We start from the raw sequence: 25479 nt of genomic DNA on the forward strand, positions 1-25479 counted from the left end.
TCAGCTCTCCTGCTTCTTCAGCAGCGCCACGGTCACGCCGAGGATCACGGGGATGGCGATGATCAATGGCCAGAACGAGGCGTGCAGGTCGCTCAGTCCCAGCGCCTTGTTGAACACGCCGCGGCTGATATTGAGCATGTGCGTGGCCGGGTACATCAGGCCGATCGCCTTGCCCACGCCTTCCATCGACGAAACGGGATTGAGCAGGCCTGAAAACTGGATGGCCGGGATCATGGTGCCGATCATGGTCACGAACAGCGCCGCGATCTGGCTGCGCGTAAACGTCGAGGCGAACAGGCCGATGCCGGTAGCGCAGATATTGAAGATGAAGGTGGCGCCGATCAGGGTCGCCAAGCTGCCCTTGACCGGCACGCCAAAGGCGGTGACGGCCAGCAGCGCCATGAGAAGGAAGTTGAACATGGCCAGCACGACGTAGGGCACCTGCTTGCCAAGCAAGAATTCCAGGCGCGTGACGGGCGTCACGTACAGGTTGATGATGGAACCCAGTTCCTTTTCGCGCACGACGGACAGCGCCGCCAGCATGGCCGGCAGCATCAGCAGCAGCAAGGGAATCACGGCCGGCACCATGGCGGGCAGGCTTTTCACGTCGGGGTTGTAGCGGTAGCGCGTCTGGATGGCGACGGGGTTGCTCATCGTGATGCCATAGCGGTGCAAGGCCTGGTCGGCCAGCCACAGCTGATGCATGCCCTGCACGTAGCCTTGCACGGTTTCCGCGCGCATCGGCATGGCGCCGTCAATCCACGCGCCCACCTGGGCCGGCGCGCCGCGCTGCACGTCGCGCGCGAAGCCGGGCGGGATCTCGATGGCCAGCGACAACTCTCCGCTGCGCATGCGCTTGTCGATATCGGCATAGTCGCGCAGCGGCGGGCGTTCGATGAAATAGCGCGAGCCGGCCAGGTTGTTCGTGTAATTCTGGCTCAACGTCGTCTGGTCGTGGTCGAGCACCGCGTAACTCAAGTCTTCCACATCGAGGCTGATGCCGAAGCCGATGACGAATAGCAGCAGCACGGAGCCGCCCAGCGCCAGGGTCAGACGCACGGGATCGCGGCGCAATTCCAGCGTTTCGCGCCACATGTAGCTGAGCATGCGGCCCAGGCTGAAACGGCTGCGCCTACGCTCCTGTTGCGGTGCGACCGCTTCCGCCTTCTGCACGGGCGCCTCGCTTTCCTGCGCCGCCGGCGCCGTGCCGCCGCCCGCCTCTTCCAGGTAGGCGATGAAAGCCGCTTCCAGCGAGGGCGCGCCCTTCTTGCGCACCAGTTCGGCCGGCGCATCGCTGACCAGCACTTTCCCCGCATGCATCAGCGAGATACGGTCGCAGCGCTCGGCCTCGTTCATGAAGTGGGTGGAAATGAAGATGGTGACGTGGTCGCGCCGCGCCAGCTCGATCATCAGGCGCCAGAAATTGTCGCGCGCGATCGGGTCGACGCCGGACGTCGGTTCGTCGAGGATCAGCATTTCCGGCTTGTGCACCATGGCCACTGCCAAGGACAACCGCTGGCGTATGCCCAGCGGCAGGCTATCGGGCAAGTCGTCCATCACAGCGCGCAAGTCGAAGCGCTGCGCCATCTCGTCGATGCGCGCAGGTATCTCGCCCTCTGGCACGTGGAACAGGCGCGCGTGCAGCACGAGGTTCTGGCGTACCGTCAGTTCGCTGTACAGCGAGAACGCCTGCGACATGTAGCCGACCCGGCGGCGCGTATCGATGTCGCTGGAATCGACCTGCTTGCCGAATAGCCAGGCCTTGCCCTCGGTCGCCGGCAGCAAGCCCGTGAGCATCTTCATGGTGGTCGACTTGCCGCAGCCGTTCGAGCCCAGAAAGCCGAAGATTTCGCCGCGGCCGATGCGGAAATTCACATGGTCGACGGCCGTAAAATCGCCGAAGCGCATGGTCAGGTCCTGCGCCTCGATGGCGACATCCTGCGCGCTGGCGGCATCGAGCGGCGTGATGACGACGGGCTGGTGGCCCGCGCGCTTCGCTTCCGGCAGCAGCTTGATGAAGGCCGCTTCCAGGTTGCCGCTGTCCGTGCGCGCCAGCAGTTCGGCCGGCGTGCCCGTATCGAGCACCCTGCCGTCATCCATGGCGACCAGCCAATCGAAGCGCTGCGCCTCGTCCATGTAGGCCGTGGCCACCATCACGCTCATTTGCGGGCGCTGCACGCGGATGCCGGCGATCAGGTCCCAGAACTGGGCGCGCGCCAGCGGATCGACGCCGGTGGTCGGCTCGTCGAGAATCAGCAGGTCGGGATCGTGGATCAGCGCGCAGCACAGGCCCAGCTTCTGCTTCATGCCGCCCGACAGCTTGCCAGCCGGGCGCGCGAGGAACGGTTGCAAGCCCGTGCTGCGGGTCAGCTGGTCGATGCGGCGGCGGCGCTCGGCCGCGTCGTGGCCGAACAGGCGCGCGAAAAACTGCAGGTTTTCCTCGACCGACAGGGTCGGATACAGATTCTTGCCCAGGCCTTGCGGCATGTAGGCGATGCGGGGGCAAACGTCGTCGCGGTGGCGCGCATCGCGCATGTCGCCACCGAGCGCCATCACTGTGCCCTGCTGCACGGCGCGCGCGCCCGCCACCAGCGACAGCAAGCTCGATTTGCCCACGCCATCGGGACCGATCAAGCCCACCATGCGGCCGGCCGGCACATCGAGGTCGATGCCGTCCAGCGCCACCGTCTTGCCGTAATGCTGGCTGACGCCGCGGATGCTGACGACAGGGGAAGTGGAAGCCACAGTCACTGCGGAACCTTCGCCGTCAATTCAGCGGGCCAGGCCTGCTTGGTATCGAGACGCACCCAGGCCACGCCGGGCAAGCCCACTTTGACGAGGGCCAGATGCTTTTGCAGCAGCTCCCGGCTGATCTGCGCTTTCACGCGGAACATCAGCTTCTGGCGTTCGCTGGCCGTTTCCACGGTCTTCGGCGTGAACTGCGCGCTGGCGGCGACAAACGAGATCGTCGCGGGAATCACGTACTGGGGCGCCGCGTCGAGGATGATGCGCACTTCACCGCCCAGCGCCACCTTGCCGGCCGCCGTCTCGGGCAGGAAGAAGGTCATGTAGACGTCCGACAGGTCGACCAGGTTGAGCACCTTGCCGCCACCCGCCAGCACTTCGCCCTGCTGCGCCACCAGATATTGCACGCGGCCGTCGCGCGGCGCCGCCAGCTGGCCATCGGCCAGGTCGGCATCGATGCGCGCCGTCGTCGCCTCGGCCGCCACGACGGCGGAACGCGAACCGACCACCTGCGCCTTGGCCGCGTCGATGGCCGCCTGCGCCGCCGTCACTTGCGCCCTGGCCGCATTCAGGGCGGCGGCCACGCTGCGCACGCGGGCACGGTCGTCGTCGAGTTCCTGCACCGAGGAAGCGCCTTCTTCCGACAGGGTCTCGGAGCGGACCAGGCGGCGCTTGGCCGCATCGAGTTCGCTTTCGCGCTGCGCCACCATGGCCAGCGCGGCCGCCTTGTCGCTCTCGCGCACGGCCACCTGCGCCTGCGCGCCGACCACCGCATCGGATGCCTGCTGCTGGCGCGCGCGCGCCTCGTCGCGCTGGGCCGCCAGCGAGTCCACCTGCATGGTGGCCAGCGGCTGGCCCGCCTTGACGAAGTCGCCCTCGCGCACAAGGATCTCCTTGACCCGGCCGGCCAGCTTGGTGGCGACGTCGATTTCCGTCGCTTCGATGCGGCCATTGCCGCTGACAAAACCTTCGCCAGGACCCGTGGGACGCATTTTTTGCCAGGCCACATAGCCCAGCACGAGAACGGCCACGACGAGTGCCGCGGGGATGAGTTTTTTCTTCAGTTGAGCATTCATGGTATCGGGGCGATCAAATTAGTGGGTGGAAGCGACGGCGGAGGCGACGGGCGCGCCGCCGCCCAGGGCCGCATACAGGCTGACTTGGCTCGAGAGCAGAGCGCGGCGCGTCTGCACCAGCTGCTGCTCCACCGTCAGCAGGTCGCGCTGCGCGTCGAGCACTTCCAGGTAGGGCGCGGCGCCATTGTCGTAGCGCAGCTTGGCCAGGCGTGCCCGTTCGCTCTGCGCGGCCAACGTCGTCTTGCCGATGTCGACCTGCAGCGCCAGCCAGCGCCGGTTCGACAGCGCGTCGGCCACTTCGCGGAACGCGCCCTGCACGCTCTTTTCGTAATTGGCCACGGCCACGTCGCGGCGCACTTCGGCCAAGTCCATATTGGCGCGCAGGCGGCCCGCGTCAAAGATAGGCAGCACCAGGCGCGGCGCGAGATTCCAGGCGCCGCTGCCCGAATCGAACAAACCGCTCAATTCCGCGCTGGCCGTGCCGTAGGCGGCCGTCAGCGAAATCGTCGGGAAGAAGGCGGCGCGCGCGGCGCCGATATTGGCTTGCGCGGCGCGCAACTGGTGTTCGGCCGCGATCAGGTCGGGGCGCTGCGTGAGCAAGGCCGAGGGCAAGCCCGCATGCAGCGGCTGCAGCACGCTGGCGTCGTCGAAGCGGCGCACCTCACCAGCCACCGGCGTCAGATCGACGGGGCCGCCCACCAACTGGGCCAGTGCGTGCGCCTGCACGGCGCGTGCCTGTTCCAGCTGGGCCGACAGCGAGAGGGCCTGGCTGAGCAGGGTTTCCACCTGCGTCAGGTCCAGCTTGGAAATCGATCCCACTTCAAAGCGGCGCGTGAAGATGCGCAGCGATTCGGCGCGGCTGTCGACGGTGGCGCGCGCCAGTTCCACGCGCTCATCGAGTTCGCGCAAGCCCAGGTAGCCATTGACCACCTGCGCCACGAGGGCCACGCCGACGGCGCGGCGCGCCTCGTCGCTGGCCAGCAGGGTTTGCAGCGCGCTGTCTTTCAGGCTGCGTACCCTGCCCCAGAAATCGAGTTCCCACGCGCTCACGTTCAAGCCCGCCTGGTACTGCGCGCTCGTCATGGCGCGACCCGTCGGACTCAAGTCATCTGGCACGCGTGCACGGCTGCCCGAGGCGCCCAGCGCGATGGTGGGAAATTGCTCCGCGCGCTGGATGCCATACGCGGCGCGCGCCTCTTCCACGCGCAACGCGGCAATCCGGATGTCGCGGTTGCTGGCCAGCGCCTGCGCAATGAGCGCCTGCAGGCGCGGATCGGCAAAGTAGCTTTGCCAGGCGACGTCAGGCGCGTGCGCGCCGGCCGGATCGGTTTCCGGGTACTGCACCGCCACGGGCAGCGGCGGGGGCGCATACGGCGGCGCCATCGAGGCGCAGCCGGCCAGGGCCAGCGTGGCTGCCAGTGCGGCCAGCATGGCGCGGTGTGGCAAGGTAAAAACAGCCATGGTCATCATCTTCCAGTCAATTCAGGATGTTGTAGCCGCCATCGACGTACAGGGTGCCGCCCGTGATGGCGCGCGCGCCGTCGCCGGCGAGGAAGGCGCACAGCGCGCCCACGTCCTCGATGGTGGCCAGGCGGCGCATGGGCGAACGTTCGATGGCGTCGGCCATCAGGCGGTCGAAATGGGCGATGCCGGAAGCGGCCCGCGTTTCCAGTGGCCCCGGCGAAATGGCGTTGACTCTGATGCCTTGCGGGCCCAGTTCGGCGGCCAGGTAACGTACGGACGCTTCCAGCGCCGCCTTCACGGGCCCCATCAGGCCGTAGTCGGCGATGACTTCCTCGGCGCCCAGATAACTCATGGTCATCAAGCTGCCGCCGTCCGGCATCAGCGGTTCGGCCAGTTTCGCCATGCGCATGAAGGAGTGGCAGGAGACATCCATCGCCTGCGCAAAGCCGTCGGCGGAACTGTCCGTCACGCGACCATGCAAATCGTGTTTCGGCGCATAGGCGATGGAATGGACGACGAAGTCGATGCGTCCCCACTGCCGTTCGATCTGCGCGAACAGCGCCTCCAATTGCCCCGGCACGGCCACGTCGAGCGGCGCCATGATCGACGCCTGCACTTGCTGCGCCAGCGGTTTCACGTGCGTTCTCGCCTTGTCATTGAGCCAGGTGACGGCCAGTTCCGCGCCGGCCGCGCGCAGGGCGTTGGCACAGCCCCAGGCGATGCTTTGCGCGTTGGCGATGCCCACCACCAGCCCCAGCTTGCCCTGCAAGGGCAGGTGCGGCAAGGGGGCCGTCATGCCGGCACTGGACGCAGGGCGGGCCACGGCGTGGCCGCCTGAACGCAGCGCACGGCGCCCGCATGCATGGCGGCGGCGCACATGGCCAGCGTAACGCCGCCGGCGCGCGCATACGGCAAGGCAATCGGAGTGTGGGGATGGAGGGTACTGCACGCGTCAGGCGCGGGGGTCTGCATCTTCATGAATCTGGCTTCCGTCACTGAAATTCGAGGCCGGCACCAGTGCATTCTCGGGGAACTGGTACAGGGCGAAAATTACTCTACAGCATTTAGATACGTGATTCGCGATGAGTCCGGTCCGCATGCTTATCGTTTTGAGCTAGGTCAACTATAAGTGCGATTGCGGCAATGCAACATTGATATACATCAAATTCTACATCAATATTATTTAAATGAACTAATTGACAAGCAAGCGAATCGCGGTACCTTTTTGATAACTCCGTGGGGCTGGCGCACAGAAAAGCAGCCGTGCAAAAAGAAAGGGGGATTGCCTGGAAAACAAGCGGTGGGGCGACTTGGCGCGAGGCGCCAGGCGGGGAGCGGGAAAAATCGGGGCCATGCTATTGCGATGCAACATGGCCCCATGCACTACTGGAATGACAGGAGCGGCCTTATTTGCCTGGCGCCGGGGCCGGACGCGAATACAGGTCGATGATGGTGCTGATACCATCCTGGCAAACGGAGCAGAACGTCTCGCTGCGGTCGAACATGATGCACTGCATCTCGGGCCGGTAGTAGCCGGACGACTCGTAGTGCGCGCCTTCGAAGGCGCCCACCGCATGGCGCTGCGGCGCTTTCGAGAACAGCTGCTGCGTGTACGCCAGGTCGGCCTTGAACAAGGTGCTCATTTCGCTTTCCGGGCGGTTGGCCGCGCGCAAAGCCGCGCGCTGCTTCTGGTATTCGCGCGCATGGCTGTCGTACGCTTCCTTCGGCCATGGCGTCGGCAGCGGCGTGCCCGCCTTCACATGGTTTTTCCATTTCAGCTTGGCCGGATCGCGCAGCGCCGTGGCGTTCGGTTCCCACGGTTCCTGGCGCTCGCCATTCGATTGATAGGCCACGGGCGAAGTGTAGTACTCGTCGGCCAGGCCGGCGAAATGGTGGCCGAATTCGTGCACGAACAGGTAGTTGGCCCAGTCGCTGTTGGCCGCCGCCGTGCTGAACTGGCCGAAGATGCCGCCACCGCCGTAGGTATCGTTATTGACGAGGATTTCGATGAATTCATACGGCGCGTACTGCGCCAGGTCGCGCAATGCGCGGTTGTCCGTCGTCAGCACATAACGCTCGCTGCCGAAGATGTCGTAGCGCGTGCCCAAGGGCGAAGCGTGGTGCACGCCCGTCGATGGACGCGACACGCCCGACTCCGGCGTCGGCGCGGCCATGGCCCACACATTGAAGTCATTGGCCCGCTCGCGGAACGGCGACACCGTGAAAAGATGCTCGGCCAATTTGCGCGCCGTCGCTTCGAACTTGCCCATTTCGGCTGCCGTATAGCCATCGCCCATGATCAAGAGGTCGACCTTGTCGCTGGAAGGTCCACTGATGCGGATCGGGATCGGCTTGACGGGCGCCGGCGGCTGCTTGCGGATCACGTCCTGCGCGGCCGGATCAACGTCCGTGCTCCACACAATGGAAAACAGGCCGCGCTCGTCGCGCTTGAGAATGCGCACGCGCACGGGCTGCTCGGGCTGCGGGAAGCGCACGGATTCCTGGAACGCGCGCGTGGTGGTTTTCGCTTCATCCGTGCTGGCCCATTCGCCGAAGATGGTGGAAAAACCGCGCGAATACAGCACCTTGCCCGACTTGATGTCGACCACTTCCAGCATATTGTTGCCGCGGTTGCTGTCATCGATGGGGCGCGCCAGGTTGCCCGCCCATGGCAGGGGCTCGACCAGCACGCGCTCGACCGCATAATGCTCGCCCAGCGCATTGCCGCTGTGCTGGTAATCGAGGCGCATGGTGGCCGGCTGGGCGGCACTGGCCGCTTGCGCGGCAGGGGCGATGCCGGCGGCCAGCGCCAGCGCGCAGAGGAAGGATCGAATCGGGGTCTGCTGCATGTCATTCCTAAAACGGTAGAAAAACAGGTGAAGGGAACGGTTTTCCAAACAATCGGCGGGCCTGCCGCCAGGCGCTGAAAAAAACCGCTGCGACACATTGTAGCGACAGGAAGGGGACGTGCAAAGTGGCCAGCTTGACCCGGCAAGGCAATCGGTTTATATTAGACTGACCAGTCGATTAATTAAAAGTAAGTCATGCGCACCATCGATCCCGATAAACACGCGGCACGCCGCGACGCCATTCTCGCCGCCGCGCGCCACTGCTTCGCGCACAAGGGCTTTCACCAGACCAGCACCGCCGCCATCTGTGCGCAGGCGGGCATGAGCCCCGGCAACCTGTTTCATTACTTCCCCACCAAGCAAGCCATCATCGCCGCCATCGTCGACCAGGAAGGCAGCGAGACGGCCGCCTATTTCGCGGGCGTGCAAGGCAGCGCCGATGCCTACGGCGCCCTGCTCGACTTCATGGACGTGGTGCTGGCGCTGGCGGCCGACGCGGACTTTGCGGGACTGGCGCTGGACATCGCCGCCGAAGCGATGCGCGATACGGACATCGCGGCCAGGGTGGCGCGCAACGACGCCAGCCTGCGCGGCGGCGTGCAAACCTTGCTCGAAGAGGCGGCCGCGCAGGGCCAGGTCGACGCCGCGCTGGACCCCGCGCAAACGGCCGGCTGGATCGCCGCGCTGATCGATGGCATCTTCAACCGCGTCGCCGTCGATCCCGATTACGCGCCGCTGGCGCAGCGGGCAAGCCTGCACCTGTTATTGGCGCGCTTCCTGCGCCCTGCCCTGGCATGAGCGGCACCATGAGCCGCTCACCGAGTACGCCGCCCGCGCGCATCGCCGACGTCGACGCCCTGCGCGGCTGCGCCCTGTTCGGCATTTTGGTCGTCAATATCGGCGCCTTCGCCACGCCCTGGTTCGGCCTGGGCCTGACCGATCCCGCCTTCCACGGCGGCGTGGACCGCGCCACGCACTTTCTCGTCGCGCTGCTGTTCGAAACCAAGTTCTACCTGCTGTTTTCCTTCTTGTTCGGCTATAGCTTCACCTTGCAGATACAGGCGGCCGCGCGCGCCGAGGCGCCGTTCGTGCCGCGCATGCTGCGCCGGCAAGCGGGCCTGTGGCTGATCGGCGCCCTGCATGCCGTGCTCCTGTTTCATGGCGACATACTGACCACCTACGCTCTGCTGGGCATCGTGCTGCTGGCGCTGCACCGCTGCGGCGAACGCCAGGCATTGTCCCTGGCGTTGACGCTCGTCGCCGTCTGCGTGGCGTTCTGGGCAGGCATGGCATGGTTGCAAAGCCTGCAGCCGGCCGGCGACGACGCGCAGCTGGCCGTGGACATGGCGCAAAAAGCGGCAAGCGCGCTGGCCGCCTACCGCGCCACGCCGGCCGCCGTCATCCATCAGCATCTGCGCGAACTCAGTGACATCTGGCTCGTCCTGCTGCTGGTGCAGGCCCCGTGCGCGCTGGCCATGTTCCTGTGCGGCCTGGCCGCCGGCAAGCGCGAGATGCTGCTGCATGCGAGCGACTATCTGCCGCTGCGCCGCCGCCTGCTGCGGGCCGGCACGCTGGCGGGATTGCCCGGCGCCACCTTCTATGCGTGGACCTCCGTGTATGGCGACAGCCAGGCATGGCAGGTGGCGGGACTGGCCGTGGGCCTGGCCACCGCGCCGCTGCTGGCGGGCGCCTACCTGGCATTGGCGCTATCTCTGTTCGAGCGTCTGCGCGACGGCACGCTGTTTGCGCTGCTGGCCGACACGGGCCGCATGGCCCTGTCGAACTACCTGCTGCAGTCAGCCATCTGCGCCGTGCTGTTCCTCGCGTATGGCGCGCGGCTGATGGGCAGCGTCTCGCCGCTGGGCGCCCTGGCGCTGGCCGCCATCATCTTTGGCGCGCAGCTGCCATTGAGCCGCTGGTGGCTGCGCGGCCACGCTTATGGCCCTGTCGAGTGGCTGCTGCGGGCCCTGACGGTCGCCGCGTGGCCGCGCTGGCGGCGCTAACGCGCCGCTTACTTGTAGCGGTACAGGGGCTGGCGCAGCTGGATCGGGCGGATATCGAGGCGCAGCTTCAGCACCGAGTACGCTTCCGCCTCGGTCGAGCTGTAGCCGACGCTGTTGACGGTTTTACTGAAGCGGAACTCGAAGCCCAGGTCCGGGTACGGGTCGCGCGGATTGCCGAAGGCGATGCCGATGGCTTCCTGCTGGGCGTTGTCGATCAAATTGCCCATCAGGTCGAGTACGGCGTTGTTGCCGAGGATATCGTTGGTGAAGACAGGTTCGCGCATGTCGGGCTGGTTCGGATCGAGCTTGTTGTCGGCCTTGTCCGGCGACGGCGTAAACACGCGCGTGACAAGATTGAATTTGTCGCCACGGTCCAGATAGCTGATGGCCGCGTTGCTGATATTGAAATTTTTTACGCCACGGTCGCTGATGGCGCCCGACAGGTCGATCAGCAGGGCGCCGCTGTAGCCGATGACTTCCACGTCGCGCATGGCGTCGACCACCATGGCGCTGTTTTCATCGATGCCCAGTCCCAGGTGATAGCCTTTTTTCAGCATCACGGGAATCATGCGGGCAAAACGCCCACGCACCAGCAGATGCTGGTCCACAAAAACGTCGCTGCCGATGAAGCCCAGGCCCGGCGCGATCTCGCGGCCATCCGTCACGCCCATCTTGAGCATGTCGAGCACGGGTTTGGCGTCGTAGAACATGGTCGTGCTCATGATGGCCGCGCCGGCGCTGGAACCGGCGATCACGCCGCCGTTGCGATAGACCGACCAGATGGCTTCCAGCGCGGCCGTGCGGCTGCCGTCCGGGCGCAGCAGGGCTTGCGTGATGCGTCCCTGATCGCCGCCGGCAAAATAGATGCCGGTGGCCGACTTGATCTGCGTGACGATGGCAGGGTCTTCGGCCGCCTTGCGGTAATCGCGATTGGCCAGCTTGACGGCCAGCGGCACGAAAAAGGCCTCGGCGCCATATTGATTGAGTTTCTTGATGATGTTTTCACCGGATTTTTCCGGGTTCATCGCGGCCGACGCCAGCACGGCGATGCGCGCGCCCGGCCCGCCCGACAGCTTGACGATACGTTGCCAGACTTCGGCATTGTCGGCGCGCAGGCCGCCGCCGATGATGACGAGAGTGCCCTGCGGCGCGCTGCCGATGGCACTGCCGGCCGGCGCCGCCACGGCATGGACGCTGCACAATGCCAGCACGAACAGCAGCGCGGCGCGGAAGGTGTGGTACAGGCTTGAAGATGATTTCATGGTGCCTTTCGAATACAAGAAAAGTGGCGCGCACTTGTCGATACCGGCGCGCGCCCTTGCTGCCAAACTGCTGCTTGCAACCCGACTCCAGCGAACGACGATACTACCTGCCGCATATGACAGCGTTGTTGCGGCATCCCCGACTTTTTTTACTTGAAGCTGTAATTGGCGCTCGCATAGAAGCGCCGGCCGCGCGGGTCCGTGTAGCTGGGATCATAGCCGGACAGGAAAAAATAGGCCTGGTTCGAATATGGCGGACTGGTATTGAACAGATTCTGTATGCCCGCGCGCAGCTTGAACTGCTGGCTCACCGCATAGGCCGCCGACATGTCCCACAAGGTGTACGCCTTCACCCGGTTCGGCTTGACCACGCTGCCGTCATCGATGTTGATGGCCGAGTTCTGATCCCGGTAGCCGCTCGAATACGTGTTCGACAGGCTGGCCGAATACGGGCCGCTATCCCAATCGAGGGTGATCGTGTGGCGCCAGCGCTGCACCACGCCGTCCGTGACGAAGCGATTGAGATTGCTGATGAAATCGTCGCCGGGACTGGTCTGGATTTTTGAGCCCAGCACATACGTGCCGCTCAGGTGGCCGCCAAAGCGTCCCCACGCCGTTTGCACGCCATGCAGGTCTGCCGTGATATCGATGCCCGCAGCTTTTTGCGCACCGCGGTTTTCCTTGCGCAGCTCGATATAGTCGATTTCATTGTCCTCGTTGCGGTGCACGAGGTTGCCGTACTTGGCCAGGTTGCCCAGGATGATGTCGTCGCCGATTTCGCTGATCAGGTTCGTGCGCCTGATGTTCCAGTAATCGGCACTGAAGGTCCAGTGCTGGCTCGGTTCGAGCACCAGGCCCACCGAGAACTGGCGGCTGCGTTCCGGTTTCAGCTTGTCGTTGCTGTAGCGGCGCGTATCCCAGTCTTGCGCGCAATCGGCATAATTGTTGTCCACGGTGGCGCACAGCACGGGATCGGGCAGGGTCGCCGTACTGCTGTAGACGGTAGGACGGTGCAAGTCCGACATCGACGGCGCGCGGAAACCCTTGCCGGCCGAAGCGCGCAGCAGCACCTGCTTGCTGGGCATGTAGGTCAGGCCGACCTTGGGACTGAGGGCGCCGCCCACCTGCTCGTAATGGTCGTAGCGGCCTGACAACTGCGCCTGCCATTGCCTGGTCAACGGCAGCAGCAATTCGCCATAGACGGCTTGTACATTGCGGCTGTCGCTGGTACCCCTGCCTCCTTCCGGCGCCGCATCGTTGCTGATGTTGTCGCTCATGAGCAGCGCCGACGGACGGAACTCGGTGCGTTCGCGCCGCACTTCGCCGCCCACGGCCAGCGCCATGTCGCCGCCGCCCATGGGCATCAAGGCGCGCGACACCTTGAAATCGAGCGAGTCCATGACGCCGCGCGCATGGCGCACCTCGTCGTCGACCTGGATGCTGTCGAGCAGCGCCCGGCCTTTCGCGCTGGAGGGCCCGAAGGGATTGATGTCGCCGGCCGCGATCCCTGCCTGCAGCTTGTCGTACAAGACGTAGCCGTGGGTATCGCGGTCTTTCACCACATTGACGCTGTGATTGAAGCCCACGTCGTAATCCCAGCCGGCGAGCGTGCCGGTGGCGCCCACGACGTAGCGCTGGCTCTCGCTGGTCAGCTGGCTGGTGCGCATGCCCGCCTCGTTCAGCCGCATGCGCAGTTCCAGTTCGCGCTCCACCTGCTTGCCATCGTCATCGAGCAGCGTGTCGAAACCCGCATTGGCCAGCTGCGGCACCTTGCTGTAATCGAGGTAGCCGATCACGCGCGCCGACGACCCCACGTAATGGCTGCGCGAGCGGCTCAGCGCCACTTCCGCATACAGCTGGTGATCGTTATTCAATTTCAGCACGCCGCGCGTGAGCAGGTTCTGCTTGTCCGTCTTCGGATACAGCTCCGTGTCGCCCATATAGTTATAGGTACAGGCATCGACGCCACCCGTGCCCGCCGGCAGGTACAAATTGGCCGGCGGCGCGCAGTTCGGAATGCCAAAATTGATCTGGCGGTTGGTGATCGGCTGGCCATTGAGCAGGAAGCCGTTGTCCTGCAGGTGCTCGCGCTGGGCGCTGGACAGGCGGATATTCGCCGGGCTGGTAAAGTTCGACAGCAAATGCCCGAGGCGCTGCGGAATCTGCAGGTTCGGGATGAACTTGCGCTGCGAGGAGCGCAAGCCGTCCGTTTTTTGCAGGTCGACCACGGCGAAGATATTGTAGCCATCCGCAGCCAGGTCGCCCGTGCCGGCCGTGATGCTGGCCGTGCGCTTGCCCGCGCCGCCTTCATCGGTGCGGCTGCCGTAGACGTTCAGCTCCACGCCCTGGTAATCCTTGCGCGTAATAAAATTGATGACGCCGCCGATGGCGTCCGTGCCGTACAGGGCCGAGGCGCCATCGAGCAGCACTTCCACGCGCTGCAGGGCGGCGGCCGGGATGTTGTTCAGGTCCACGCCCGCATCGTCGCCGGGCGAGGCAAAGTTGGCCATGCGCCGGCCATTGAGCAGCACCAGGGTCGACGAAGTGCCCACGCCGCGCAGGTTGGCGCTGTTGAAGCCGCGCTGGTCGCCGCCCACGTTGATGCTGGCGCCGTCCGTCAGGCCGCCCACGTTGGCCGACACGCGCGCCATCAGCTCGGCCGCCGTCGTCACGCCTGCCTTTTCGATTGCGGCGCGCGTGATGATCTGCACGGGCAGCGCCGTTTCCGATTCCAGGCGCTTGATGGCCGACCCCGTGATCTCCACGCGCTGCATTTTTTTCGGTGCAGGTTCTGTCTCCTGCTCCTGCTCCTGCTCCTGCGCCTGCGCACCATTGCCCAGCATGCCCAGCGCCGCCGTCACGCTCAGGGCGCCCAGCGCCACGCGCACGCCTTGCGCCAGCACCGACTCGCGTGGCAAGGCGCCGTCCTGTCTTTTCATGTGCATTGTCACTCTCCCCTGATGTTGATGCCTGATTCTTATAATGATTTTGGCACTGCCTTGCGCTGCTTCGCCGCTGTTTTTCGTGGGCCCTGCACGCCATGTTCGCCGCCATACAGATAGGCGGCGATGACGTCGCTCAAGCGGGCCGCTTTTTCTACGTTCTTTTTGTTCGATACCATCAGCGCCACGGCCAGCGCCTCGATCATGGCCAGCGCCGTGCTGGCGCTGCTGGGCAGGACAGGATGCGTGCTTTGCGCGTACAGCGCGTGGTCGGCCAGTTCGGCCAGCGGCGACGCGGGCGAGTCGGTGAGCGCCACGATGCAGGCGCCGCGGTCGCGCGCGAAGCTGGCCAGGCCGATGCAGTCGAGCGTATAGCGGGGAAACGCGATCACCACCAGCACGTCGTGCGCCGTCAGGTTGACCAGGTGGCCGGCCGCTACTTCCGAGCCGCCGATGCCCACCACTTCCACCACATGCGGGCAAAACGGCTGCAGGTGCTGCACCAGCATGCCCGCCAGGTTGGCCGACAGGCCAAAACCCATCACATACACCACCCTGGCGCGCGTCAGTCGGCGCACCACGGCCTGCATGGCGGGCGGCGACAGGGCATCGGACGTGGCGGCGATATTCGCGGCCGCATATTCGAGGCTTTGCGTGATGGGCGAGGTGGCGCGCGCGCGCCGTTCTATCGTGCGGCGCAGTTTGTCGACCGGCTGCAACAGCGATTGCAGGGTTTCGGCCATGGCGCCGCGCATGGCAGAATAATTCTTCTGGCCGATATCGCGTGCGAAGCGGCTGATGGTGGCCGTCGACACCTGGCAGCTGTCGGCCAGTTCCTCGATGCCCAGCGCCGTCACGCGCATCTGGTTGCGCAGCAGGTAATCGGCGATCTGCCGCTGCGAAGCCGAGCCGCCAGCCAGCACGTGCAGCAGCGCCTGCCCCAGCGGCGATTGCGCGAACGCGGCATCGGGCGACGCCAGCGTGGTGGCAAATGGCATGGGGGCGTTGCTTCTGGCAGGACTGGCGGATGCTCTCATATCACTGGCGGCCTGTATTCTTGGGCACTGCGGATCACTGGCGGAAGGCGAAATCGGGTCGCTGGAACTTACTGTACTCATATCAAAAAGAAAACTCAACAAATATTTGTAAAAGGATTTTCATTGATTTACTTCGTGAAAATATTGCTACATAATCGACCGGAATCCATCAACCATGCACCTTTCCGGGGCGCCCACCATGCAAGTACAACAGCATCCCATCTCCACCGCGCACGCCGGCATGTCCTGCCAATTGAGCAGCTTCCACTTCGGCGCCGCGGCCGCCACTAGCCGCAGCGGCAAGAAGGTGTATATCCAGGCGGCCCTGCACGCGGACGAGGTGCCGGGCATGCTGGTGTCGCAGTTTTTGCGCCGCGAACTGCTGGCGCTGGAAGCGGCGGGCAAGATCCACGGCGAAATCATCCTGGTGCCGGCCGCCAACCCGATCGGCCTGGCGCAAGCCATCCATGGCGCGCCGTTCGGCCGCTTCGACCTGACCACCGGCATCAACTTCAACCGCGCCTACCGCCACGTGGCCGATGAACTGAAAACCACGCTGGCTGGCCAGCTGGGACAGGATGCGCAAGCCAACGTGGGGCTGATACGCGAGCATGCGCGCGCCGCCGTCGCCGCCTGGCGGCCGGGCACGGATGCGGAAACCTTGAAGAAAACCCTGCTGGGCATGGCCATCGACGCCGACATCGTGCTCGACCTGCACTGCGATAACGAGGCCGCCCTGCACATCTATACGGGCACGCCGCTGGCGGCGCAGATCGCGCCCCTGTCCGCGCTCCTGGGCGCGCGCGCCGTGCTGCTGGAACTGGCGGCCGGCGAAGAGCCGTTCGACGAAGCCTGCAGCCGCTTGTGGTGGGATCTCGACGCGCACTTCGGCGGCCGCTATCCGATTCCCGCCGCCTGCCTGTCGACCACCGTCGAACTGCGCGGCGAAGTGGAAGTGAGCTACGCCCTGGCCGAACGCGACGCCGCCGCCCTGCTGCGCTTTCTCGCCATCGAGGGCGTACTGGAAATCGATGGTGCAGGCGACGACCTGCCCGCGCCGCAATGCGAGCCGACGCCGCTGGCCGGCGTGGAGCCGATCCTCGCGCCGCATCACGGTGTGCTGGTCTACCTGCGCGAAATGGGCGAGGTGCTGGCCGCCGGCGATGCGGTGGCCGACCTGATCGACCCCGTCAGCGGCGAGACGACGACCTTGCGCTGCACGGTCGCCGGTGTCTTTTTTGCGCGCAGCGCCCATCGCCACGTCCTGCGCGGCATGAACGTCGGCAAGGTCGCCGGAGCCGTCGCCTACCGCGGCGGCAGCCTGCTGAGCCAATAAGTGACACCCATGAGAAAATTCAAGCTCCCCAATACCTTCGTCCTGCTGTGCGGCATCCTGGCCATGATCGCCGTGGCCACGTGGCTGGTGCCGGGCGGGAAATTCGACACCCAGCTGGTGAACGGCAAGCAGTTGATCATCCCCGGCACGTTTCACTATGTCGACAACAAGCCGCAAGGCTTGGCCGCGCTGATGATGGCGCCCATCAAGGGCTTCGTCGACGCCAGCCTGATCATCGGCTTCGTGCTGATCGTCGGCGGCGCCTTCGCCGTGCTGCAAAAAACGGAAGCCTTCGATTCGCTGATCAAGGCCATCGCCAAGGCGCACACCAGTTCGCGCTTCGTGCGCGCCGCCATCATCCCCGTCTTTTTCACCATGTTCTCGCTGGGAGGCGCCACCTTCGGCATGAACGAGGAAGCGATCCCCTTCATCCTGATCTTCGTGCCGCTGGCCCTGGCCCTGGGCTATGACACCATCACGGGCGTGTCGATTCCCTTCATCGGCTCGCAGGTGGGCTTTTCCGCCGCCTTTTTGAACCCGTTCAACGTCGGCATCGCGCAAGGTATCGCGGGCGTGCCGATCTTTTCCGGCATCGGCTATCGCCTGATCGTGTGGGCCATCGCCACGGCGGTCAGCATCGTGTTCTTGATGTGGTACGCGGCGCGCATCAAGCGCCATCCGGAGAAAAGCCCGACCTACCTGCTCGATATCGAGAAGCGCAGCGAGCACTCGATGGACCTGGACAGCTTTGCCGGCATGACGCGCACGCACCGCGCCGTGCTGTGGATCTTCATGGCGACCTTGCTGACGATGGTCGTCGGCGTCGTCAAGTACGACTGGTTCATCGATGAAATCGCCGCCCTGTTCCTGGTGATGGCCATCGTCGTCGGCCTGGTCGGCCGGCTCGACATGGACAGTCTGGTGGCGTCGTTCGTACAGGGTGCGCGCGACATGGTCAGCGTGGCGCTGGTCATCGCGCTGGCGCGCGGCACCATGATCCTGGCGCGCGATGCGCAGATTATCGACACCATGCTGCATGCATTGACGCCGCTGGTGGCCTCGTCGAGCCCCGTCTTCGCCGCGCAAAAGATGTTCTTCATGCAGTCGGTGATCAACTTCTTCATCCATTCCGGCAGCGGCCAGGCGGCGCTGACCATGCCCATCATGGCTCCGCTGGCCGATCTGGTGGGCGTGACCCGCCAGACGGCCATTCTGGCCTTCCAGTTCGGCGAATTCACCACGCCGATGATCCCCACCTCCGGCATCACCGTCGGCGTGCTGGCGCTGGCGCGCGTGCCGTGGATCACGTGGGCCAAGTGGATGATCCCGCTGCAGCTGATCTACCTGGTGCTGGCGCTGCTGTTATTGATACCACCGTGCCTGATGCACTGGCAGTAAAACGGAACACGCCATTGACCAATGCCGATGGCGAGTTGAAAAATGTTGTGGATGGCCCACCGTCTCCACCGGATTGCGATGATCAGCGTCGATGCCAGACGCCCTGCCCTACTGCGCGCATACATTGCCAACTCAGTTCTGGCTCCACTGCGGTAGGTACTCTTGCACAACATCCTCGACTGAACTCGCCTGCAGTGCATCGCGGCGACGCTTGAGCGGATCGCGCTCGGGCAATGCACTCATCCATTGTTTGAAACGGACAAAGGCCATCGGCTCGAGCGTATTCATCCTGGCCATAGCACCGTTGGTGGCGACGATGACCGCAGAGAATTGCGCCGAATCGAGCAACTCCTGGGCACGCGGTGCTTGCGCCACCCAGAAATCGTCGTCCTCATCGCTTAAGCGAATGGGATGCGGATCATCACCGACCTGCACGCGGCGGATAATATCCACTTCGAATCCATCTTTATTGACGGCGGTATATTTCTGCGCGTCCCGGATCCGGAACGTCGGGTCCACTTTCTGAAGCACGCCCAGCATGGAAACGTCAACTTTGCTCAAGGCGGTAGCGAATGCGACGCGTTTTCGTACATCCCACAGCAGATCAATATCGCGTGTTGCTACCGCATCGTCTTCAAAGGTCATGCCGGCAGCCGATTCATAGGCATACAGCGCGTGCGTACCAACCACGCGAAAGTGCTCACCGAGCCTGGTAGCGGCCAGGCGGTTCAAAATATCCACAATAATCGGCGCGACGCGTCCAACGCGAAGTGCACGGTTCATGCGTTTATGCTTGAGCAATGAAGCCTTCAGACCATCTCGCCGCTCGGCAGCCATTTCCTTTCTCTGACGGAAACTGGCGTACATTGCTTCCGTTTCCGGCGAGCGCCGCCCCAGACTTTTCTCACTGCCGGAGGCACTGGTACGTACCAGATAGGCATCGTCAGGCGCTGAGGCAGGCCCCTTATGCCAATACATACCCCCTCGCACTTTGGCGGCCTCGGCAAGAGCATCTTCATAGGCCTCAAAAGTGGCGACCGCATCAATATATTGTCGCGTGGCGTCGGCAGGCCGTTCTCGCATGACTAGGCTCCTCGGTACATTTATCTATTTTTTGATTTTATGCCGAAAAAATATAATAATCAATTACTTACAAAGCAATATTCGGGTGTTGATATTTTATAGAACCTGAAAAGAACACTAGCACCAGAACACAAGCGATGGTTGATCGCACGCTGCACGGATGCCAACGGGATGCCCATGCCACCGAGCCGTGCTGATGGTGCAAGGGACAATGCTCGCTGTATTGACGTTGCTGTCACGTGGGCTGGCAAGAAGCGGGGTGACTGCCGATGATGCTGTATTGCTGAAGCTGATGGCGCTACTGGTATGGCTTACTGATACTGCAGACAATGCATGGCCGCGCTTACAGGGCGGCTTTTTCTTCGGCATTCAAACGCTTGGCGCTGACGTACACGGTGTGCATGGTGGCCTGATCGGCGCTGGCGACAAGGGCGGCGGAAGCGGCTGGAGCGGCACGGAACTTCGGCACGGCGGCGGTGGCCAGGCTGGTGGCAGCGGCGACGGCGATGATGGCAACGAAGATGGCTTCCATGTTTTTGGCGATGTTCATGATGGTGTCCTTTGGGTGGCTGGTTGTGTGCTGCGATGATTGAACTGTAGGCCGATCCCCCCTGAACTGCCATCGGATTGCGACCAAACGCACGATTTGCGGGACAGAATACAAACAGCCCGGATGAAACGCGCAACGGGCCATCGCCGTGGCATTTGACGCTTGCCGGCCCCATTCCTGGCCATTTCAGCGCCTTGCAAGCCCCTAAAAGCCCTACCGCCGGCCAACCTTGTTTATAATCGCCGTACACTAAAGGACTTCTTTCATGACTGATCAATTCTCCAAAAAGGGCGAAGCCTGGTCGGCCCGGTTTTCCGAACCGGTCTCGGACCTCGTCAAGCGCTACACAGCTTCTGTATTTTTTGACAAGCGCCTGGCGCTGTTCGACATCGAAGGTTCGCTGGCCCATGCGGAAATGCTGCATGCGCAAGCCATCATCAGCCCGGCCGACTACGCGGAAATCCAGCGCGGCATGGCGCAAATCTCGCAGGAAATCGCCGCCGGCCAGTTCGAATGGCTGCTGGACCTGGAAGACGTCCACCTGAATATTGAAAAACGCCTGACCGAACTGGTAGGCGATGCGGGCAAGCGATTGCACACGGGCCGTTCGCGCAACGACCAGGTGGCCACCGACATCCGCCTGTATGTGCGCTCCGCCATCGATGACATCACCGCCCTGCTGGCGACCTTCCGCAGCGCGCTGACGGACCTGGCCGAGCAGCATGCCGACACCATCATGCCGGGCTTTACCCACATGCAGGTAGCCCAGCCGATCACCTTCGGCCACCACATGCTGGCGTATGTCGAAATGTTCGGCCGCGATGCCGAACGCATGGCCGACTGCCGCAAGCGCGTCAACCGCCTGCCGCTGGGCGCCGCCGCCCTGGCCGGCACCACCTTCCCGATCGACCGCCTGCGCGTGGCAAAAACGCTGGGCTTTGACGACGTGTGCCACAACTCGCTCGACGCCGTGTCGGACCGCGACTTCGCCATCGAATTTTGCGCCGCCTCCGCCGTGCTGATGATGCACGTGTCGCGCATGGCCGAAGAACTGGTGATCTGGATGAGCCCACGCATCGGCTTCATCGACATCGCCGACCGCTTCTGCACCGGCTCGTCGATCATGCCGCAAAAGAAAAACCCGGACGTGCCGGAACTGGCGCGTGGCAAGACGGGCCGCGTCTACGGTCACCTGACTGGCCTCTTGACCCTGATGAAAGGCCAGCCGCTGGCCTACAACAAGGACAACCAGGAAGACAAGGAACCGCTGTTCGACACCGTCGACACCGTCATTGACACCTTGCGCATCTTCGCCGACATGGCTGGCGGCATCACGGTGAAACCGGAAGCGATGCGCGCGGCCGCCCTGCAGGGCTACGCCACGGCGACCGACCTGGCCGACTACCTGGTCAAGAAGGGTTTGCCTTTCCGCGACGCCCATGAAGCGGTGGCCCTGGCCGTGCGCGCCTGCGTCGACGCCGGCTGCGACCTGGCCGACCTGTCGCTCGAGCAGCTGCGCGCGTTTTCCCCGTTGACGGACGAAGACGTGTTTGCCGTGCTGACCCTGGAAGGCTCCGTTGCCGCGCGTGACCACGTGGGCGGCACTGCGCCGCGCCAGGTACGCGCCGCTATCGCCCGCGTGCGTACGCAGCTGGAAAAATAAACGGCGCCTGCGCCTTCGGACGCCCCGCTGCATCGCTGCAGCGGGGCGTTTTTCATTGCGCGACGATTTTCGACAGCACGGAAAAAGCCGCCCCCGTCTGCGACGCTTCCAGCAGCAAGGTCAGTTCCGTATACGTGCAGATGATGTTGATCAGGTTAATCCGCTCCCACGCCAGGCGCTTGAGGATGGCGTGATACACGCCCGGCGTATAGCAGGTCTCTGGCGCCAGGTGCAGAGTCACGGCCGTCACGCGCTCCAGGCGCGCCAGTTCCTGCTCTTCGCCGAACACCTCTTCCACCAGCGCATGCAGCGAACGGCTGCAGATCACCATCACCTCGTTGACGCCGCGCGTGACCGTGATGAACGTGCCGCGCTGGGGCGCCGCAAGCGCCAGCAACTGGCGCTGGCAGTCATAGGTCTGGTCGGAATAACGGTAGGTAAAAATCATCAATTCGCTGCGTGTGGAGAGCTCTCCCGCGCGGTGCGCCAGCACGATCTCGCCGCTTTTCTGCTGCGGCATCCGTTCGGCCAGCCGGCGCAGCGCCATCACTACGGCGGCCTGCCCCACCGGTTTCCACAAGTCGGTCTGCAATTGCGGTTGCAGCTGGCGCGCCAGTTCCGACAGGTTCAGCAAACCACGGCCCAATCCCTCGCTGAGAAAGGCCGATTCCATCACGATCTGTTCCACTTTGGTCGCTATCGAAAGCATAGTTCTTCGGGCCGGTGATTCCGGTGCACGCACCAGGAGCCGGCAACCCTTCCTGAAAAAAGGATGCACTGCGCCAGCGGCCACGCCGGGCGGCGCGGTCGGACTCGCGGAAAAGATCCCCCTCGCGGGGGAAGAGCCGGCTGGCGGCGGCTAGGAAGGCGGATGCAGCATGAATGCCGCTCCAGAGGGGAAATGGCTGAAACCCACAGCAGAAAACAGAATTGACGTCATGTGAAACTCCCGATTTTTTTCCCGATGCGCTGTATCTGGACGCGGTCATTGCCGCGTGCGCTTTTTTTGTCTTCGCGTGGTCCGCAGGGAACAACGCGAAGAGCTAGTGTAGATCGCAACATTTAGAAAAGGCAACAGTGTTTTTCCAACAGAACGCTCCATTAGGGGAAGTAGTCCATAACAAAAGTTGCAGCTTGTGGTAGATCAAACTTTCCAACGATACGACGCCGATAAATGTTCAATTCTTAACAAAAAATCGCGGAGTGACCCATTTCTTGAATTTTTTGACATGGCGATCTCGACAAGTTTAGTGTCCCCCTACCCGGCGTCATGCCACTACAAAACGGCAGGCTATCCGCCCGCCGCCAGGCACGCCGGGGTGGCCATCAGGCATCGCGGCCAGCTCATTCACCATTTCCTTAACCGATACCCTGGAGCAGAAATGAATTTACGTTTGACAATAGTTGCCGCATCCATCGCCGCCCTGCCGCTGATGGCCACCACGGCAGACGCCGCCACGCCGCTGCCACAGACCCTGATGGCCGCCCCGGTCGCCCTGGCTTCTCCACAAGAGACCGCCAGCCTGGTCAACAAGCTGGCCGCGCAGGCGCGCAGCCGTGGCCTGAATACCGAACATGGCTTTGCCGTCGGCGCCCAGCATCCTGGCGTCAGCGGCACGCGCGTGAGCCGCGTACAGCACACCTACAAGGGCTTGCCCGTCTTCGGTTCCGAAACGGTCGTGGTCAGCAACAGCGCCGGCGACATCGTCAGCGAATCCGTGTCGGACCGCGCGTCCGGCCTCGGTAGCGGCGGCGTCAATTCCGTCACCCGCAGCGCCACCACCGATATCGACACCACGCCCGCCATCAGCGCGGCAGCCGCCATCGCCGCCGCCGTGAATAACATCGGCGTGCGGGCCGTCGACCACGTGCCGCCGCATGCGCAGCTGCTGATCTATCCCGTCATGAAAACCGTGCGCGTGGCCGGCGCCGAGAACAAGTCGGAAGCCGCGCTGAACGCCCTCGACGTGCAGGACGTGGTCGACCATTACGAGCTGGCCTACCTGGTGCAGACGCGCATGATCAGCGGTAACAAGCCGGTCTACTACGATACCGTCGTCAGCGCCAAGGATGGCCGCATCCTGCGTCAATGGAAAGCCCTGAAAACCGTGGCCGGCATCGGCAACAGCCAGTACAACGGCCAGGTGCCGCTCAACACCACGCTCACGGGCAGCACCTACACCATGAAGGACCCGAGCCGCGGCACGGGCGGCAGCTTCGGCGGCATGGCCATCACGAATGCCAACCACGGCACCAGTTCGGGCAGCGTGTACAGCAGCACCAGCAATACCTGGGGCGACGGACAGCAATACATCAACGGCGGCAGCACCACCAACGCCAACGGCCAGACGGCGGCCGTGAACGCGATGTGGGGCTTGATGAATACCTACGACACTCACAAGAATGTGCTGGGCTGGTCCAGCCTGGACGGCAACAACACGGCCACCCACATCGCCGCCCACGTCAACACGGCCTACGACAACGCCTATTACGACAGCAGCTGCAAGTGCATGTACATCGGCGATGGCGGCAGCTCGTTCAACAACCTCGGTTCCATCGACGTGATCGGCCACGAAATGGGCCACGGCATCACGGACGCCACCTCGGGCCTGATCTACTCGCAGGAGTCGGGCGGCTTGAACGAATCGAGCTCGGACATCGCCGGCGAAATGGTGGAAGCGTATGCGCGCGCCGGTGGCACGGGCACCACGATTCCCAACACGGGCAACGATTGGATGACGGGCAAGGAAATCGCCAAGAATGGCCAGCCGCTGCGTTGGCTGTACAAACCGAGCAAGGATGGCAGCAGCCCGAATGCGTGGAGCAGCACCATCAAGAACCTCGACGTCCACTACAGCAGCGGCCCGAACAACCGCATGTTCTACTTCCTGTCGCAAGGTTCGAACTCCACGTCCAGCAGCGACTACTACAGCTCCTACCTGAACAAAAGCCCGCTGGCCATGACCGGTATCGGCAGCGACAAGGCCTACCGCATCTGGTTCAAGGCAGCCACCACCAAGTTCACCTCGTCGACCAACTACGCCGACGCGCGCAACAAGGTGCTGCAGGCAGCCGAGGAACTGTATGGCGTGGGCAGCGCCGAGGCGACCGCCGTCAAGCGCGCGTATGCGGCCATCAACGTGGGCGCCGACGTCGATGAATCGACCACGGGCGGTGCGGTGACCATCACCAGCCAGCCGGCCAGCATCACCGTCGCACCGGGCGCCACCGCCTCGTTCGCCGTGGGCGCGGGCGGCGGCACGGCACCGTACACCTACAAGTGGTTCCGCAACGGCGCCGTGATCAGCGGCGCCACGTCGCCGGCCTACAGCTTCACGGCCGTGGCGGCCGACAGCGGCGCCGTCTTCAAGGCCACGGTGACGGATTCCTCGTCGCCCGCCGTGCCGGCCACGTCGAACAATGCCACCCTGACGGTCGGCACGAGCAGCGCCACCGAGCGCGTGACGAACGGCGGCTTCGAGTCCGGCGCCACGGGCTGGAGCGGCACCACGGGCGCCATCGGCACCTTCACGGGCCAAACCGCGTACGAAGGCACGAAGTACGCCTGGCTGGGCGGCAATGGCACCACGGCCAGCGAATCGCTGACGCAAAGCGTGGCCATTCCGGCCGCCGCCACGTCCGCCAGCTTGAGCTTCGCGCTGCATATCGACACGGCAGAAACGGGCAGCACCGTGTACGACAAGCTGGTCGTCACTGTGAAGAACAGTGCAGGTACGGTGCTGGGTACCCTGGCTTCGTACTCGAACGTGAACAAGGCTGCCGGCTACCAGATCCGCACCTTCGACCTGATCGCCTACAAGGGCCAGACCGTGCAGATCTCGTTTGCCGCGACCGAGGATGCATCGCTGCAAACCTCGTTCGTGATCGACAAGGTCAGCCTGGTCACCCAGTAAGCGGCTGAATTGCGGGCAAGCCATCGATACAAGGCTTGCCCGCACGGCACGATTGATTTCCTGGCAATTCCAGTCTACCCTGAGGCAGTGATTGCCTCTTGCCTGCTGCCGGTACCCGCGACGAATTGAACTTTTTTTGGATTGTTCCTGACCGATG

18 protein-coding genes are annotated in these 25479 nt (G+C 63.9%); 6 read left to right on the forward strand and 12 right to left on the reverse strand.

Translation table 11 applies throughout. From position 1 onward, the window contains the following. From rbbA to V3C40_RS08305, 6 genes are all read right to left on the reverse strand, one after another. The gene (gene rbbA, locus V3C40_RS08280) at positions 1–2745 is read right to left on the reverse strand and encodes a ribosome-associated ATPase/putative transporter RbbA (RefSeq protein WP_331777135.1); all 2745 of its coding nucleotides are present in this window, start codon (positions 2743–2745) and stop codon (positions 1–3) included. A 2-nt stretch (positions 2746–2747) separates the two neighbouring features. Continuing rightward, the gene (locus tag V3C40_RS08285; RefSeq protein WP_331777136.1) at positions 2748–3821 is read right to left on the reverse strand and encodes an HlyD family secretion protein; all 1074 of its coding nucleotides are present in this window, start codon (positions 3819–3821) and stop codon (positions 2748–2750) included. Between the two features lie 18 nt (positions 3822–3839). Beyond that, positions 3840–5288, reverse strand: coding sequence for an efflux transporter outer membrane subunit (locus V3C40_RS08290; RefSeq protein ID WP_331777343.1), 1449 nt, complete (start codon positions 5286–5288; stop codon positions 3840–3842). Positions 5289–5298: 10 nt separating this feature from the next. After that, the gene (gene fabI, locus V3C40_RS08295; RefSeq protein WP_331777137.1) at positions 5299–6081 is read right to left on the reverse strand and encodes an enoyl-ACP reductase FabI; all 783 of its coding nucleotides are present in this window, start codon (positions 6079–6081) and stop codon (positions 5299–5301) included. Next, positions 6078–6263, reverse strand: coding sequence for a hypothetical protein (locus tag V3C40_RS08300; RefSeq protein WP_139143248.1), 186 nt, complete (start codon positions 6261–6263; stop codon positions 6078–6080). Before V3C40_RS08300 ends, fabI begins: the two co-directional genes overlap by 4 nt. Before the next feature lie 428 nt (positions 6264–6691). Beyond that, the gene (locus tag V3C40_RS08305) at positions 6692–8134 is read right to left on the reverse strand and encodes an IgA Peptidase M64 (protein ID WP_331777138.1); all 1443 of its coding nucleotides are present in this window, start codon (positions 8132–8134) and stop codon (positions 6692–6694) included. 195 nt (positions 8135–8329) lie between these two features. Here V3C40_RS08305 and V3C40_RS08310 point away from each other — a divergent pair, with 195 nt between their 5' ends. Beyond that, positions 8330–8932: a TetR/AcrR family transcriptional regulator gene (locus V3C40_RS08310; RefSeq protein ID WP_034746440.1), complete on the forward strand. Its 603-nt coding sequence runs from the start codon at positions 8330–8332 to the stop codon at positions 8930–8932. 8 nt (positions 8933–8940) lie between these two features. Next, the gene (locus tag V3C40_RS08315) at positions 8941–10137 is read left to right on the forward strand and encodes a DUF418 domain-containing protein (RefSeq protein ID WP_331777139.1); all 1197 of its coding nucleotides are present in this window, start codon (positions 8941–8943) and stop codon (positions 10135–10137) included. A gap of 8 nt (positions 10138–10145) precedes the next feature. Here V3C40_RS08315 and V3C40_RS08320 read toward each other — a convergent pair whose 3' ends face one another. From V3C40_RS08320 to V3C40_RS08330, 3 genes are all read right to left on the reverse strand, one after another. Beyond that, the gene (locus V3C40_RS08320; protein WP_070301465.1) at positions 10146–11399 is read right to left on the reverse strand and encodes a cyanophycinase; all 1254 of its coding nucleotides are present in this window, start codon (positions 11397–11399) and stop codon (positions 10146–10148) included. 149 nt (positions 11400–11548) lie between these two features. Then, the gene (locus V3C40_RS08325) at positions 11549–14344 is read right to left on the reverse strand and encodes a TonB-dependent receptor (RefSeq protein WP_331777140.1); all 2796 of its coding nucleotides are present in this window, start codon (positions 14342–14344) and stop codon (positions 11549–11551) included. 32 nt (positions 14345–14376) lie between these two features. Further along, positions 14377–15339 carry a MurR/RpiR family transcriptional regulator gene (locus V3C40_RS08330; RefSeq protein WP_219327956.1) on the reverse strand — a complete coding sequence of 321 codons (963 nt, stop codon included), beginning with the start codon at positions 15337–15339 and terminating at the stop codon, positions 14377–14379. 238 nt (positions 15340–15577) lie between these two features. Between V3C40_RS08330 and V3C40_RS08335 the strand changes: the two genes are divergently transcribed. Together V3C40_RS08335 and V3C40_RS08340 are read left to right on the forward strand one after the other, a co-directional pair. Next, positions 15578–16714, forward strand: a complete 1137-nt coding sequence (locus V3C40_RS08335; RefSeq protein ID WP_331777141.1) for a succinylglutamate desuccinylase/aspartoacylase family protein — start codon at positions 15578–15580, stop codon at positions 16712–16714. Positions 16715–16723: 9 nt separating this feature from the next. Beyond that, the gene (locus V3C40_RS08340) at positions 16724–18112 is read left to right on the forward strand and encodes a YfcC family protein (RefSeq protein WP_034746426.1); all 1389 of its coding nucleotides are present in this window, start codon (positions 16724–16726) and stop codon (positions 18110–18112) included. 132 nt (positions 18113–18244) lie between these two features. Here V3C40_RS08340 and V3C40_RS08345 read toward each other — a convergent pair whose 3' ends face one another. Then, positions 18245–19195, reverse strand: coding sequence for a GSU2403 family nucleotidyltransferase fold protein (locus V3C40_RS08345; protein WP_034746423.1), 951 nt, complete (start codon positions 19193–19195; stop codon positions 18245–18247). Between the two features lie 343 nt (positions 19196–19538). Beyond that, complete coding sequence (locus tag V3C40_RS08350; protein ID WP_034746421.1) at positions 19539–19745, reverse strand: hypothetical protein; 207 nt, start codon at positions 19743–19745, stop codon at positions 19539–19541. Between the two features lie 265 nt (positions 19746–20010). Here V3C40_RS08350 and argH point away from each other — a divergent pair, with 265 nt between their 5' ends. Continuing rightward, complete coding sequence (argH, locus tag V3C40_RS08355) at positions 20011–21408, forward strand: argininosuccinate lyase (RefSeq protein ID WP_099376466.1); 1398 nt, start codon at positions 20011–20013, stop codon at positions 21406–21408. Between the two features lie 52 nt (positions 21409–21460). Here argH and V3C40_RS08360 read toward each other — a convergent pair whose 3' ends face one another. Next, the gene (locus tag V3C40_RS08360) at positions 21461–22117 is read right to left on the reverse strand and encodes a hypothetical protein (RefSeq protein WP_034746413.1); all 657 of its coding nucleotides are present in this window, start codon (positions 22115–22117) and stop codon (positions 21461–21463) included. A gap of 673 nt (positions 22118–22790) precedes the next feature. Here V3C40_RS08360 and V3C40_RS08365 point away from each other — a divergent pair. Beyond that, complete coding sequence (locus tag V3C40_RS08365) at positions 22791–25322, forward strand: M4 family metallopeptidase (protein ID WP_331777142.1); 2532 nt, start codon at positions 22791–22793, stop codon at positions 25320–25322. Positions 25323–25479 lie beyond the last annotated feature (157 nt).

Source organism: Janthinobacterium sp. LS2A, from assembly GCF_036543145.1.
GTDB classification, from domain to species: domain Bacteria; phylum Pseudomonadota; class Gammaproteobacteria; order Burkholderiales; family Burkholderiaceae_D; genus Janthinobacterium; species Janthinobacterium aestuarii.

Bases quoted from the DNA above. Each gene is read 5' to 3' on its own strand.
- V3C40_RS08290 (WP_331777343.1), bottom strand. From the start codon at position 5,288: ATGACCATGGCTGTTTTTACCTTGCCACACCGCGCCATGCTGGCCGCA.
- V3C40_RS08305 (WP_331777138.1), bottom strand. From the start codon at position 8,134: ATGCAGCAGACCCCGATTCGATCCTTCCTCTGCGCGCTGGCGCTGGCC.
- V3C40_RS08310 (WP_034746440.1), top strand. From the start codon at position 8,330: ATGCGCACCATCGATCCCGATAAACACGCGGCACGCCGCGACGCCATT.
- V3C40_RS08350 (WP_034746421.1), bottom strand. From the start codon at position 19,745: ATGAACATCGCCAAAAACATGGAAGCCATCTTCGTTGCCATCATCGCC.
- V3C40_RS08335 (WP_331777141.1), top strand. From the start codon at position 15,578: ATGCAAGTACAACAGCATCCCATCTCCACCGCGCACGCCGGCATGTCC.
- fabI (WP_331777137.1), bottom strand. From the start codon at position 6,081: ATGACGGCCCCCTTGCCGCACCTGCCCTTGCAGGGCAAGCTGGGGCTG.
- V3C40_RS08340 (WP_034746426.1), top strand. From the start codon at position 16,724: ATGAGAAAATTCAAGCTCCCCAATACCTTCGTCCTGCTGTGCGGCATC.
- V3C40_RS08285 (WP_331777136.1), bottom strand. From the start codon at position 3,821: ATGAATGCTCAACTGAAGAAAAAACTCATCCCCGCGGCACTCGTCGTG.
- V3C40_RS08330 (WP_219327956.1), bottom strand. From the start codon at position 15,339: ATGCCATTTGCCACCACGCTGGCGTCGCCCGATGCCGCGTTCGCGCAA.
- argH (WP_099376466.1), top strand. From the start codon at position 20,011: ATGACTGATCAATTCTCCAAAAAGGGCGAAGCCTGGTCGGCCCGGTTT.
- V3C40_RS08320 (WP_070301465.1), bottom strand. From the start codon at position 11,399: ATGAAATCATCTTCAAGCCTGTACCACACCTTCCGCGCCGCGCTGCTG.
- V3C40_RS08300 (WP_139143248.1), bottom strand. From the start codon at position 6,263: ATGAAGATGCAGACCCCCGCGCCTGACGCGTGCAGTACCCTCCATCCC.
- V3C40_RS08365 (WP_331777142.1), top strand. From the start codon at position 22,791: ATGAATTTACGTTTGACAATAGTTGCCGCATCCATCGCCGCCCTGCCG.
- V3C40_RS08360 (WP_034746413.1), bottom strand. From the start codon at position 22,117: ATGCTTTCGATAGCGACCAAAGTGGAACAGATCGTGATGGAATCGGCC.
- V3C40_RS08315 (WP_331777139.1), top strand. From the start codon at position 8,941: ATGAGCCGCTCACCGAGTACGCCGCCCGCGCGCATCGCCGACGTCGAC.
- V3C40_RS08325 (WP_331777140.1), bottom strand. From the start codon at position 14,344: ATGCACATGAAAAGACAGGACGGCGCCTTGCCACGCGAGTCGGTGCTG.
- V3C40_RS08345 (WP_034746423.1), bottom strand. From the start codon at position 19,195: ATGCGAGAACGGCCTGCCGACGCCACGCGACAATATATTGATGCGGTC.